This window comes from Mycoplasmoides pirum ATCC 25960, from assembly GCF_000685905.1.
Taxonomy (GTDB): domain Bacteria; phylum Bacillota_I; class Bacilli_A; order Mycoplasmatales; family Mycoplasmoidaceae; genus Mycoplasmoides; species Mycoplasmoides pirum.
Genome location: NZ_JMKZ01000001.1, coordinates 172745 through 187212, shown reverse-complemented (window position 1 = coordinate 187212; position 14468 = coordinate 172745). Strand labels below are relative to the sequence as shown.

The 14468-nt window shown below is 24.4% G+C and carries 13 protein-coding genes and 1 tRNA gene; 2 read left to right on the top strand and 12 right to left on the bottom strand.

All coding sequences use genetic code 4. The annotated features are described in order from the left end of the window. Window positions 1-70: 70 nt before the first annotated feature. From dnaK to T397_RS03760, 4 genes are all read right to left on the bottom strand, one after another. Window positions 71-1852 carry a molecular chaperone DnaK gene (gene dnaK, locus T397_RS0100780; RefSeq protein ID WP_036448566.1) on the bottom strand — a complete coding sequence of 594 codons (1782 nt, stop codon included), beginning with the start codon at window positions 1850-1852 and terminating at the stop codon, window positions 71-73. A gap of 112 nt (window positions 1853-1964) precedes the next feature. Next, the gene (locus tag T397_RS0100775; RefSeq protein ID WP_027123804.1) at window positions 1965-3113 is read right to left on the bottom strand and encodes a glycosyltransferase family 4 protein; all 1149 of its coding nucleotides are present in this window, start codon (window positions 3111-3113) and stop codon (window positions 1965-1967) included. A gap of 2 nt (window positions 3114-3115) precedes the next feature. Beyond that, window positions 3116-4012 carry a glycosyltransferase family 2 protein gene (locus T397_RS04160; protein WP_027123803.1) on the bottom strand — a complete coding sequence of 299 codons (897 nt, stop codon included), beginning with the start codon at window positions 4010-4012 and terminating at the stop codon, window positions 3116-3118. Further along, entirely contained in the window at window positions 4005-6416 is a 2412-nt protein-coding gene (locus T397_RS03760) for a hypothetical protein (RefSeq protein WP_036448564.1), read from the bottom strand. Before T397_RS03760 ends, T397_RS04160 begins: the two co-directional genes overlap by 8 nt. A gap of 151 nt (window positions 6417-6567) precedes the next feature. Here T397_RS03760 and T397_RS0100760 point away from each other — a divergent pair, with 151 nt between their 5' ends. Continuing rightward, complete coding sequence (locus T397_RS0100760; protein ID WP_027123802.1) at window positions 6568-6912, top strand: thioredoxin family protein; 345 nt, start codon at window positions 6568-6570, stop codon at window positions 6910-6912. Window positions 6913-6954: 42 nt separating this feature from the next. On the opposite strand, the gene T397_RS0100755 is transcribed toward T397_RS0100760, so the two are convergent. The 3 genes from T397_RS0100755 to T397_RS0100745 form a co-directional block, all read right to left on the bottom strand. Beyond that, window positions 6955-7029: transfer RNA gene (locus tag T397_RS0100755), tRNA-Trp, on the bottom strand. 116 nt (window positions 7030-7145) lie between these two features. Further along, window positions 7146-7295 carry a hypothetical protein gene (locus T397_RS04350; protein ID WP_155947921.1) on the bottom strand — a complete coding sequence of 50 codons (150 nt, stop codon included), beginning with the start codon at window positions 7293-7295 and terminating at the stop codon, window positions 7146-7148. Window positions 7296-7599: 304 nt separating this feature from the next. After that, complete coding sequence (locus tag T397_RS0100745) at window positions 7600-8613, bottom strand: coiled-coil domain-containing protein (protein WP_027123801.1); 1014 nt, start codon at window positions 8611-8613, stop codon at window positions 7600-7602. Between the two features lie 380 nt (window positions 8614-8993). On the opposite strand from T397_RS0100745, the gene T397_RS0100740 reads away from it, so the two are divergent. Beyond that, window positions 8994-10484: an aldehyde dehydrogenase family protein gene (locus T397_RS0100740; protein ID WP_081794283.1), complete on the top strand. Its 1491-nt coding sequence runs from the start codon at window positions 8994-8996 to the stop codon at window positions 10482-10484. A gap of 1 nt (window position 10485) precedes the next feature. On the opposite strand, the gene smpB is transcribed toward T397_RS0100740, so the two are convergent. From smpB to T397_RS0100715, 5 genes are all read right to left on the bottom strand, one after another. Beyond that, window positions 10486-10917 (bottom strand): SsrA-binding protein, encoded by a 432-nt coding sequence (gene smpB, locus T397_RS0100735; protein WP_027123799.1) that lies wholly within the window; start codon window positions 10915-10917, stop codon window positions 10486-10488. Between the two features lie 2 nt (window positions 10918-10919). Next, entirely contained in the window at window positions 10920-11288 is a 369-nt protein-coding gene (locus tag T397_RS0100730) for a hypothetical protein (RefSeq protein ID WP_027123798.1), read from the bottom strand. Between the two features lie 12 nt (window positions 11289-11300). Next, the gene (locus tag T397_RS0100725) at window positions 11301-12089 is read right to left on the bottom strand and encodes an NAD(+) kinase (RefSeq protein WP_036448561.1); all 789 of its coding nucleotides are present in this window, start codon (window positions 12087-12089) and stop codon (window positions 11301-11303) included. A gap of 2 nt (window positions 12090-12091) precedes the next feature. Then, a complete protein-coding gene (locus T397_RS03755) occupies window positions 12092-12637 on the bottom strand; it encodes a Spx/MgsR family RNA polymerase-binding regulatory protein (RefSeq protein ID WP_155947920.1) in 546 nt (181 codons plus the stop codon). Window positions 12638-12738: 101 nt separating this feature from the next. Then, a complete protein-coding gene (locus tag T397_RS0100715; protein ID WP_027123796.1) occupies window positions 12739-14454 on the bottom strand; it encodes a ribonuclease J in 1716 nt (571 codons plus the stop codon). Between the last annotated feature and the right edge of the window lie 14 nt (window positions 14455-14468).

Below are 14468 nucleotides of genomic sequence, written 5' to 3'. Positions count from 1 at the left end.
AAAAAAAAAAAAAAGCAACTCTATTAAAAGTTGCTTTTTAAATTACTTACTTGTTATACAAAAAATAATTTTATTTAGGTTCTGATGAACTATCAGTGCCTCCACCGTATTTTTTGCTCATTTCATCACGTCATTTTTTGAAGTCATTAACTTTTGCTTCAAGATCATCTCAATTTTGAGAATCCAATGCTTTTTGAACATTGTCAGCAAGATCTTTCAATTTATTTTTGTCTTCTTCAGGTAATTCTTTAGCATCATCTGATTTTAAGATTTCATTAATATTGAAAACAATGCCTTCACCTTCGTTACGTAATTCAATTCGCTTACGAACCATAGCATCACGTTCTTTGTTACTTTCAGCATCACGAATCATTCTTTGAATATCATCATCATTCAATTCTGCACTATTGCTAATAGTAATACTATTTTCTTTTCCAGTTGATAAATCTTTTGCTTTAACATTCAAAATACCGTTAGCATCAATATTGAATGTAATTTCAATTTGAGGTTTACCACGAGGAGCAGGTTCAATTCCACCCAAAGTAAATGTACCTAATGATTTATTTTCTTTAGCTAATGGACGTTCACCTTGACAAACTGAAACGTCAACAGATTCTTGATTATCTTGAGCAGTTGAGAAAATTTGACTCTTAGAAACTGGAATAGTTGTGTTACGTTTAATTACGGCTGTAGCAACACCACCTAATGTTTCAATTGCTAATGTTAATGGTGTAACGTCTAATAACAAGATATCTTTAACATCACCACGTAATACACCACCTTGAACTGCAGCACCTACTGCAACAACTTCATCGGGGTTAATAGTACGGTTAGGTTTCTTATTAGGAACCATTGATTCAACTAAAGCTTGAACAGCTGGAATTCTTGTAGAACCACCAACTAATAAAATTTCATCAACTTGAGAAGGATCAACTTTAGCTTCTGTTAATACGTCTTTAATTGGGTTTCTTGTTCTTTCAACTAAATCCTTAGTTAATTGTTCAAATTTAGATCTAGATAATTGCATATCAAAGTTAACTGGACCAGATTCAGTTACAGCAATGAATGGTAATGAAACATTAACTTCTAATTGAGCAGATAACTCAATTTTAGCTCTTTCAGCAGCCTCTTTTAAACGTTGCATAGCCATTTTGTCTTCACGAATTTTTAAATTCGGATGATCTTTAGTAATGTTTTCAACTATTCAATCAATAATCTTATTATCTCAATCATCACCACCAAGACGGTTATCACCTGCAGTTGCTAAAACTTCAAATGTACCATCAGCAATGTCAAGTAATGAAACGTCGAATGTACCACCACCTAAGTCATAAACTAAAACTTTCATTTCACGATCAGACTTATCAATACCATATGCTAATGCAGCAGCAGTAGGTTCGTTAATGATACGTTCAACTTCCAAACCAGCAATTTTACCAGCAACTTTTGTTGCTTGACGTTCAGCATCATTGAAATAAGCTGGAACTGTAATTACAGCACGAGAAATTGTTTTTCCAATTTTCTTTTCTGCATATGATTTTAAGTAAGTCAAAATTTGAGCAGAAACTTCTTCAGGTGTCAATTCTTTCTTAACACCATTTTCTTCAATTGTTACTTTTTTGCTTGTACCCATTAAACGTTTAATAGAAACAATTGTATTTGGGTTTGTCAACATTTGACGTTTTGCAGCATCACCAACTATAACTTCACCATTTTTATATGAAACAATTGATGGAGTAGTTCTTTTACCTTCAGGATTTTCTAAAACTGTCTTTTGATTGCCTTCCATTACAGCAACACAAGAGTTTGTCGTACCAAGGTCAATTCCTATAATAATTCCAGAATCTGACATATTCAAAATTTACCTTTCGTATACTTTTGTTTTATAGTGATACATTAAATTATATACATTTTTTTTAATTTTTAGCACTTAAATTATTTTAGTGCTAATTTTATATTTTTAATTATTTTTCAAATTTCTTAATAATTTCTTTTCATTTATTTACAAAATTTTCATATTTCAATTCATTTATTCATAATGAATTATTTTGTACCATTTGATTATATTCAACTTCATTATTTAACAAAAAATTAATTTTTTGTGCAATCTTTTTAGCAGACATTTTTTTAGAAAATAACAAACCATTTTGGTGTTTAACTAAATTTTCTGCTTCTGCAAAAGTATGTCTAATAGCTATTGGTGTTGAGTGCATAATTGATTCGATAGCTACATATGGCATACCTTCGTAATCACTTGTCACTAATAACAATGAAGCATTATCAAAAATATTTTTTAAATCTTTTTCAGCTGAATATGAACCCTTAAAAATTAGATTTTTATACTTCTTAACTAATTTTTGATTGTATTCACCATAAACAAGAATTTTGCAATTTAAATGTTTCGCAATTTTGTTAGCTATATCTGGTCTTTTTTGCTTAACATCTAACATTCTTCCTAATAAAACGATTGGTTTAGAAATTTTTTCACTAGGTGTTGAATCCAGCATATTTTGATATTTTGAAATCAATTGAACACAATTAATATCTTTTTTATTTACTAATTTTGGATAAGTTTTTTCATATAATTTTTTACTATATGGAGAAAAAAGAACTAAATTTTTAAATTCTTTATATGGTAAATGTTGTCTTAAAAAAATTTTTAAAATTAAACGACCAAAAATTGCTATTTTTCTAAGAAAATTAATATCGTTATGTTGAACCCAAACTATTTTGTCATAATCCTTATATGAAATTCCTGATAAAACAGTTTGATTATTAATGATTAAATCATAATTTTTAATAATAGATTTTAATTGTTTTCTTTGCGCCTTTAATGCAAGTAATTCATCAAAAGATTTTTTTAAAAAAGTAAAAACATTATTATTAAAAGAATTAAGATTCAATTCTTGTAATAAATTTTTTCTATTAACATAAACTTGATTTACATAAGGAATAGGTTCACAAACTTTGCTTTGAATATTTTCACAAGTTGAATACTCATAAATTTCATATCCAAGATCATGCAATATAGGAATCAAGTTTCTGCTATATGTTTCAATTCCGCCAGAATAATTATGATTTTGAATATTTATTATTAAAGCTTTTTTTGGCATTTTTAATTTTTTGATCCTTGAATTTCTACAAATTTATGCAAATAAATTTTATACATTAATAAAAACAAAACTCTTCCCAATCACGGCAGTCAATATGGTTTTGGTATATTTTTCATTTGAATTTTATAATTTTTTTCGTTAGCTTTTTTGGTGTAACCATTCATTAAAACTCTAAAAATTAAAGTTTCTGATAAATTAATTTCTTCCATTTTTTTATGCAAAACTAACTCTTGATCAAATCTTTTATCAGTTCAATTAGCACTCATGGTATTGCCAACTCTATATTTATTGTAAATACCTGATACTTTATATGTAAATCTAACTATATTTGCTTTTTGCATCAATGCAAAAAATAAAAAATAATCTTGATAACTAACATTTTCAACTAGTTTAGGTGCTTGATAAAATAAATCTTTTTTTATAACTATTGAAAAAGGCGCAAAAGCAACTGAATATCTTTGATTTTTATTTACAGTTCTTTTGAAAAATCAATAATGTGGACTTGCGTAATATTTAAATAATTTACCTTTTACTATTAAACTCATTAATAACATATCAGCATTTTTTATATTTTGATTAGCTATATTAAAAAAATTCTTGCTTAGCAAATCATCTGAATCTAAAATAACAACATAATCATTATTTATTAACTTATTTTCAATAACATAGTTAATAACTGATCCTCAATTAGCATTATTTTTGGAATAAATTTTAATATTAGAATATTGACGACTTAATTGTTCTATTATATCCAATGTGTTATCTGTTGAACCATCATTAACAATAATAATTTCATATAAATTGGGATCATATTTAGTATTGATAATTGATTCAATAGTTTTTGATATATATTCACTACTATTATATGAAGGTATTACAATTGAAAAAGTATTAGTCATTATTTACCACACCATTAAATAAATTATTTATATTATTTCACTTAATTGTTTTGTTATTATAAAAATAAATTATATCTTGACTTTCATATAAATATTGATATCCATTTTGATTATCAATATTATTATTTGTAAAAATAAAATCATTTTTATTACCTGAATATGATTTCAAATTTTTAATTATATTTAACTGATCATAATATTCAGTTTTTTTGTTAAATATTAAAAAATCGGGTGATCCATTAACAATAAATTGATCAACTTTTATTGGACTTGAAGCATCATCTTGTTGAATATTAGCTTTTTTATTAATTGTTGGATACAAAGGTAAATTATTTGAATTAAGATTATCAATAGACAAGTTTATAACTTGATCCACATTTGCTATTGTGTTATTTACATTTTCATAAAACAAATCATTAATAGGTTTGTTTTGAATTATTTTTAATCAAGTATCAGATAAAACAAAATTATTATATTGGCTAGTTCTTGATTGTTCACCATAACTTAAGGCATACAAATTATTTAAATAAATGTTTATTGATAAATCTGAATAGTATGAATATCTAATGTTATTAGGATTATTTTTAATTTTGTCACTATTACTTAAATTTGAATAACTTGAAATTTGATTAGAATTTAATTTATTAATAAATTTTAAAAAATTCTTATCTTCATTAGCAATTACATCTCCAACTCAATTTTTTGAAAATTGATTATTCAAATTGTCTTTATTAAAACCATCATTAATTCGAATTGATCAAACTATTGAAGTGGCCGCAACAGAAGAAAAAATAAATATTGAACACAACCCCAAATTCAAAGAATATAGTTTCTTAGATCTATGTTTTTTATAAATTCATAATTTTGATTGAAAGAAATCTAAATTATCATTAATTATAGTCGCAATTAAAATACCTATCATGCCAACATAAGTTGAAATAAATCCAATTGTAAAAGAAGTCAACATAATTCTTCAACTTGATGAATTTAAATTAAATAAATCAAATAAAATAAAATTAAACAATACATAAGCTACATAAAAGAATTGGAATATAATTAATCAATTTATTGTTGAAAAACTTCTTTGTTTTTTGAAAAATAAAAATAAAGCATATGTTATATAGAAAATAAATAAACTAGTAGAACCTACATATAAAATTATTAGATTGCCTGAAGCAGCATTATTGTTTAAAACAATAAATTGTGTACATAAAAAAGTTGCAATAAAAGTTATTAAATAAAAAATAATTAAAATTAAATTTTTATTTTGATTTTTAATGTTTTTAATTAATCAGATATCTTTTGAAGAAACTAAAACATTTTTTTGTAAAAAAGCAATTTTTTTAAATTCATATAAATAAAAAATTGCACTCAAACATATTAGGAATGAAGTAATAGCAACTAATTCAAAAGTGTATACAAGTTTCGTTGAGTAAATTGATGCTGGATTATCAAAATTAAATGCTAATAAATTAAACACTATATAGCAAAATGATATTGCTCAAATAAAAATATTAAATCAATTGCTTTTGAATATTAAATAAACTAATAATGCTACAAATATAGGTAATGAAATTAGTAAAGCAGTAATACTAAATAAAGAAAAACCCAAAAATACCAAAGTGAAATAATTAAATTTTTTATTTAGTGCTAAAACAAATGCTATAAATACTAAAATTGCTTGAATTTCATAATTACCACCAGTAAAGGAATATATTATTGTAAATGACAAAACAAGATAGACTGAATTAACAAAACCAACAAAAATTAATTTATATATGTTGCTTCATCTAAAGCAAATACTATTTATAAAAAAATCAATAGTTCAATAAAACAAATAAAAAATTACTAATGGTCAAACAACATAGTATGCAAGATATAATCCTTCTCTTGTAGAAAAAACGCTATTCAAATAATATCCAGAAGGAAATCTATAAAAATAATCTAAAACTTTATTATCATTAGTTAAACTGTAATTATTATTTTTGAAAAAATTACTGATAGACATATAAGCAGATGTATCAGATAAATTATTAATTTCAGGAAATAATAAAAGTATAAGTAAAGCTAATAATAAGATACTTGCTGCCAATAATGACGAAATATTAGTTTTTAAAAAAAATTTTCAAGTAATCAAATTTTTATTTTTATAAATTGTTCTTATTGAATAAATAAGCACATACAAAAAGATACTAACAAAGATTAAATATGAAATGATACTATATGCTAAATAAGACGGTATAGCCATAACTGTAAATCATGACAAACCCACTTGAAAAATTGCAAAAACAAACAATAAAAAAAACAATGGGTGAGTCCAAAATTTAACTTTTTGATCAACACTTCTAACTATATTCAATAAAAACGGGGCTAAAATTAAACCGATTATTCAAAAGTAATTCATTAGTTTATATCACTAGAATAAGTTAGCATCATTTTAATTTATTTATATACATGTCTATATATTTTATAAAAACAAAATCAAATTTATACTTATTTTTATGTATATTATTTATGATAAATAATATATAGTTTTTTTAGTGAGAAGACAAATTATGGATTTAAAAAATACAACAATTAAAACTTTTGAGGAATTACTTAAAAAAACTAATGAACCAATTTTAGGTATTTTCTTTGGAACATGATGTTCCTATTGTCAAAAAAATATTCCAGAAATAATTACACATTTTAATGAAATAAAAGCTAATTACAAAATTTACTTAATTAATGTTGAAGAATCAGATCAAGTATGATTAGAAGATGGTAATAATTCATGAAATTTAGAAAAAGTTCCTACATTTAGATTTTATAAAGAAAATAATATTATAGAAGAATATGTAGGGCCAATTAAACCTAAAAAACTTGAAATGCTTGTAAAAAAATACTTAATAAAAAAATAAAGTGTAACAATTACATTGCTACACTTTTGCATAAAAATTTAATGGCAGGGGTGACAGGACTCGAACCCACAACACTCGGTTTTGAAGACCGATGTTCTACCATTGAACTACACCCCTAATTCAAAATGTTATTTAAAATTTTATAATTAATTTAAAAAAATAAAATATTTTTTGTAATTTACATACATACTATTCAAATTAAAATAGATTTTGCAATAAGTAAAAATTATTAATTATTCTTTTAATTTATTAACTTTAACAAGATTATCAATTCTTGTGTCTAATCGTTTAATGTCTTGTTTAATTCCAACAATGTCGTCTTTGACTTCAACAATAACATTAAACAAATCATCTAATGTGCGTTTATTTTTCTTAACGTCCATTTTAAAGTTGTCCTTGATTAAATGAATAGCAATTTTACAACCATTACAATTACACTTATTAGTTGCGGTTGTAATTTGTTTAATTAATTCTTGTTTACTTAATTTTCTTTATCTTTTAACATTTAAAACCCTCTATTAAAGATTCTAAATATCAAAAGAAAAATTAAAGTACTCAAAAAGTTTTGTATTTTTCAATATTATAAATTATTGTTTAAAATAAAAAAATTGATTTATCAAATGTTGAACCAAAAAAAACCAAAAAACATTGGTTTGTTTTTTGGTTTTGTGTAATTAAATAAAAAAATTATTGCATTGAAACATTATATGTGATTTCATAAAATGTATTTACTCTATTTGGAGTCGTTACTCATAACATTGCTTTATCTACATTATTGTTTGACAGTATTAAAATATTTGTGAATGGAGGGAAAAAATTAGACCCTCTTCTAGATAAATTATTTAGAACATTTAAAATGTTTTGATCTGAACTATTTGATATAGTGCCAATATTTCTAAACATTTTTTGATTTTCTGGAATATTTCTTATAAATGCCTCAACTATCAGATTATTTTTTGTTTCTAATTCATCTATTGTTTTGCGTTCATTTAACAATTCTAATTTAAGTTTATTTATTTCTTCATTAGCTATATTTCTTTCTTCTTGATTTTTATTAGTTATTTTAGTTATTTGTTCATTTAAATTGATAATTTCTTTACCTTGTTCAAGTTTATCTTTTTTTAAATTTTGAATTTCTAAATTAAGATTAAAAATTTCAGATTCACGTAATTTAATTGTTTCAAGATTTTTATTTAAAAGATTATTTAAATTAGCAATTTCTAAATTAGTTTTATCAACTTTTTCAATTTGCTTTTCTAATTTAGAATTTAATTTGGATATTTCTAAAATTTGATTTGTTATTATTAAATTTTGTTCATCTAATTCCAAATTTAATTTTTGTAGTTCTAAACTTTTATTTTCAAGTTCAAGGTTTAACTTGTGTAGTTTTAAAGTCTGATTTTCTAATTTGAGATTCAAATTTGTTATTTGTTTTTTATTTTCTAATTGTTCTTTACTTAGGCGATCGTTAGATTCAATTAAAGAATTTTGAACTTCATCTAATTCTGATTGTTTATTTTCAATTATTGATTTCAATGAAGAATTATTTTTATTTGCATCAATTGATCTAATTACTGTTAAAGTTGTTAATCCTGCAACCCCAAATGCTAATAAACCTAACGAACCTATTATTAAAATTCGCTTTTTATTTTTACTACTTTTTAATTTCTTATCATTTCTATTTATTTGTTGATTATTCATAAGTTACTTCGGCTTTCATTTATTAAATTTAAAAAAAGATAAAAATTTAAACTATTTAAATTAGTTAATAATTTAAATGTTTATATATCTTTTAAGCACAATACATTTTTGTATTGCAAGTTTACTAATCTATATACAAGTCAATGCTTAATATTTCAACATGAATTATCTAAATTAATAAGAAAAATTCATCTAACAAAAAATTAATTATTAAATGTTAGGATATGAGTATAAACCTTTGTAATTTTTGCAAGTCGAATATGCTTATATTTTTTATTTTTGCGCAATAGAATAAAAATCTAAGCAATTATTAACATAAAAAAATAAAATAAATTATCTTATTAATGTATATGATTGCAATAATTTAATGAGAAAAATATATGAATGACAACAAAAAAAATAAAAACTGTTTGCATTGTGCACCTGAAGGTTTTAACATTGAATATTTAAAAGATAATATTTGTGGTTTAATTGAAAATAAAAAAATTTCATCTCAAAAAGTAATTATTATCAAATCACCTGTTGATTTAGAAGATGATGGAAGAATTTGTGCAATGACTGCAAATGATGTTAAGCAAGCATATATTTCTGCAAACAAATCATTTAAAACATGATCAAAAGAAACTTATGCAAAACGTAAAAAAATATTATTAAAATTTGCTGATTTATTAAACAAAAATATACAAAATCTTGCAAAGTTATTAGTAAATCATGTTGGCAAAAGTTTAAAAGAATCTGTAATTGAAATTCAGCGTTCAATTGAATACATTCATGAAACAATTAACGTTTATGAAAAAATGATGTCTAAACCTAAGATTATTGGGCCGAAAGAACACAAAATTAAAAATAAAATAGGATACTTTACAAGAGAACCGTTGGGTGTAGTTTTGGCAATAACACCATTTAATTATCCAGTAAATGCACCTATAACAAAAATAATTCCAGCTTTAATTAGTGGTAATACAGTTGTTTTCAAACCCGCTACACAAGCTGGAATAATAGGTATCAAAATATCTGAGTTGTTAATTCAAGCTGGTTTACCAAAAGGTGTATTCCATTGTATTGTTGGTCACGGAAGTGAAATAGGTGATGTTTTGATTACTGACCCCCACATTTCTATGATTTCATTTACGGGCGGAACAAAAGTTGGAAAGGAATTATTAGCTAATAGTAAAGTTGGTAATATTTCTTTGGAATTGGGTGGCAAAGATGCAGCTATAGTTTTACCTGATGCTAATTTAAAAAATGCTGTTTCTGAAATTGTAAAAGGTGCATTTAGTTTTTCTGGCCAAAGATGTACAGCGATCAAAAGAGTTATTGTTGTAAGATCTATTGCAAATAAATTAATTAAATTATTGAAAGAATCAATAGAAAATTTAATTATGGGAAATCCAATTCAAAGTCCAGATATAGGTCCAGTTATTGATATTGAATCAGCTGAATATATTGAATCATTAATAGAAGACGCTAAGAAACATAAAGCGGTAATTGAAACGGGTGGAAAAAGAGAAAGAAATTATATTCAACCAACTTTAATTACTAAAGTAACAGATAAAATGAAAATTGCTTGAGAAGAACCATTTGGTCCTGTTTTGCCTGTAATTGAAGTTAAAGATATCAAAGAAGCTATTAAAATTCACAATATGTCAGAATATGGTTTGCAAGCATCAATTTTTACAAAAAAAGAATCTATAGCACATCAAATTGCTGATCAATTAGAAGTTGGAACTGTTAATTGAAATAAAGCTTCATCACGCGGTCCAGACATATTTCCATTTCTAGGAATAAAAGATTCAGGTGTTGGTGTCCAAGGGATAGAAGATGCTATCTTGTCTATGACAAGATATAAAGGATTTATAGTTAATAAATAATTTAATAATTTTTAATAGCTCTCATATCATCACGCAATTTTAACATTTCGCGTTTATCGTGTTTTTTACGACCTTTAGCTAAACCAATTTCTACTTTAATTTTATTTTTTTTTCAATAAACTTTTAGTGGAATCAATGTTAATTTTTCTTGTTTTTTGATTAAATTAATTTTATTTATTTGATGTTTATGCATCAATAATTTGCGTGTTCTAGTTTCTTCATGATTTTTTAAAGTATTAAACTTATATTTTGGGATATTAAAATTTAAAATATAAATTTCTTGATTTCTAATTATCACAAAAGATTCTTCTAAATTTCCGTGAGATTCATTCAGTGATTTAACTTCACTCCCAGTTAAAACTATACCTGCTTCATATTTATCGATAATTTCATAATTAAAATTTGCTTTACGGTTATTTATTAAAATCTTCATATTTATATCATTTTATTTATTTCATTAGATAGTGCTTGTGAAAAATCTCCAAACAATATTGTCAAAACATTGTCCGCATTTCACAAGTAACCTTTTGGTTTAAAATTTTTTAACTTATTTTCTATAAATAAATTTTTGTTTTTTAATTTAATTTTTATTGAAGAAATAGTACTTGATGTACTTTCAATATTTTCAGCACCACCTAAAACAATTAAAAAATTATTTACATCAAAAGGAATATTATTTGAAACCAATAAAGTTTCATTTGATAATGTTGCTTTTTTCTTAGCAAAATTATTAAGAACCAAATAAAGAATTCCGAATGTAAAAATATAACCTAATACTAAAAAAAATTTGTGATGTTTTTTCATATATTTAATAACCTATATAAATGTTTTTTGTAATTTTTTAATAAATGATTCAAGCGTATTAGGTAACAAGAATTTAGCTTGACTTTTCACTGAAGTTATTTCCAATTCACTAGACACGAAATTACCATCGATTTCATTACCATCTAAAAAAACTCTACAAATATTAGATACAAAATTATAATTTTTTTCTGACTTGATATTAATTTTTGTTTTTAAAGGAAGAATTAAAGGTGATTGAATTGTAATAAATTCTTTATGTAATAATGGTTGTAATTCTACAAATTCTAAAGCATTAATTTTAGGAAACATAATTGCTCCTTTTGCAGATTTTATAAATCCTGTGCTTCCTGGTCTAGTACCAATTAAAATTCCTGTACCTCGAAATTTTTCATAAAAAATATTATCAAAATAAATTTCTAATGGATATGCTGTGCTACTAGTTATGGCTAATTCATTAATTCCAATTCAAGTTTGATTTTTTTGTTTAACTTTTAATAAATCAATTTTTTCAAAATTCAGTTTTTTTCAATTTGAAATTAATTTATGTAAATCCTTTTCACTAAATGAACTATAAAATCCCAAATTCCCGCCATTTATTCCAATTATTTTAGTATTTGGTTTATTGTATTCTATACCATGCTTAATGAATGTGCCATCGCCACCAATAGAAAACAAATAATTTGGCGTTAAATTAACAGCGGGTGATAAAAATTTTTTTAAAATTTTTTCTAATTCAATTGCTATTAATTTCGCTTTAGGCGCATCACTAAAAACAATTTTATAAGTTTGTTTATTCAACATAATTATTTTGCTTTTTTTATTGCAAATTTAACCGGAGAAATATCATCTAAAAATTCAAAATATTTATCTGGATTTTCGTAACTAAGATCTGATTTATGAAATTCTGCTTCTTTAATTGGTCTTAAAAAAACTCTAATATCAACACTATTATATCCAATCATTAATCTTTTTGGAATTCCTGATTTATCATATTGCAATATAATAGGACGTTTTACAATTGAAGGATGTTTATGAATTAAATCTATTAATTCCGAAATCTTTAATGAACCAATATCTACTTTATTATTTGAAAGATATTTACTATTTGTTGATATCACATCAAAAACACCATTGTCTGTTAAACTCAAAATATCTTTAAAATGTTTTTCAGTTATTGGCAAGGTATAAAAATTTATTTCTATAAAAGGCAATTTATTATCTATAAAAAACTTTTTTGTTCTCACACAACTTGAACAACTTGTAGTAATCAACAATAATGTTTTACCTGCATCAGAACTAACTAAAGATGAAATATCTTTTTTCGGAGTAGAAACATCCTTATTTTTCATAAATCTACATTGCCCCTAATTAACTTTTTTATCTATATGTTTTAGTATAATTTAAATTTTAAAAATTGTAGATGAAGTGCTTTGTTTTATTTTTAAAAAAATTAAATTTCTTCAATAATTGTTTTTATCAAAGGATTACGACGTTTATTTCTTCAAATGTAATGATTTGCAATGTTAGAAGCTAAATCAGAAATACTTGAATAATTGATTTCTTTGTTTTTTTCATTATTAGATTGTTTCCTAAGTTCTTCTTTAACAGCTTGTTTAATAACATGAGTCATCTTAGTAACTAAAGCAGCTGATTCTTTTGCAAAAAAACAACCTCTAGTTATAACAATAGGTAAATTTATAATATCGAATTTCTTTTTATTTATCAACAAGATAATTGTAAAAATTCCATCTTCGCTTAAAATTTTACGTTCTTTTAAAATTTTCGCTGAATTATTTGAAGTAGCGTGACCTTCAATATAAACTGAATCAGAATTAAAAAACTGATCTGAATAATATAATTCATGATCAATTAAATAAAGCATATCTCCATTTTTAGCTATTACGACATTTTCTTTATCAATGCCAACTTCAGAAGCAATTTTTTTAATTTTAGAAAACATTTTATATTCACCATGAATTGGCATAACATATTTTGGATTAACCAAACGTAACATTAATTGCAATTCTTGTCTAGTTGCATGACCTGAAGCGTGCAAACGCAAAGATGGTGAATTTTCATAAATAATTACTCCATGCTTGTATAATTCATTTAATAGATGTTCGACATTAGCATAATTACCTGGTATTGGATTTGAAGACATAATAATAGTATCTGTAGGTTTTAATGAAACTCAAGAATGTTTTCCGCGAGCCATAACATTTAATGCGGCTAACTCTTCACCTTGTGAACCAGTACAAAAAATAATTATATTTTGATCTTCATATTTTTTTAATTCACGCGGTGAAATCAAATCAGTTTCTTTAATGTTTATGTATCCTACTTTTCTAGAAGTAGTAACATTAGCTTCCATTGCTTTACCAAGTAAACAAATTTTACGATCTTTATTTAAAGCTATTTCAATTACTTCATTAATTCTTGTTGTATTTGAAGCAAAAGTAGTCATGATTACTCTTCCTGGTGCTTCTGAAATAATTTTATTAATGTTTTTATAAATATCTTGTTCTGAAGAACTAAAACCATTAACTTCTGCATTTGTAGTTTCAGTCATAAAAAGATCAACACCACGATTAGAAATCTCAACTACTTTTTGCATATCCAATTCTTCATTTCGAGCAGCAAAATCAAAACGATAATCACCACTTTCAACAATATTGCCATTAGGTGTCTGAACACAAACACCAAATGAATCTGGAACAGAATGATTTACTCGATAAAAATCAATTGTAAAGTGTTTAGTTTTAAAAATTGAAAAATCATCATAAACTACTATTTCAGTAGGTTTAGCATCTTTATGCTCTTGCAATTTACGCATAATAAATTCTGATGCTATTTTAGGCGCATAAATAACAGGAACTTCTACTTCTTTTAATAAGTATGGAATTCCCCCAATATGATCTTCATGACCATGTGTAATAACAACTGCTTTTAATTTTTCAGCATTTTTCTTCAAATATTCAAAATTAGCTACAATACCATCAATCCCTAATAATTCTTCATGAGCAAATTTAATTCCACAATCAATTACAACAATTTCATCCTTATATTCAATACCATACATGTTCTTGCCGATTTCATCTAATCCGCCAAAAGCATATATCTTTGTGGGCTCTTTTACTAGTACAGATTGATCAATTTCATTAATCATTTTATGTCCTCATA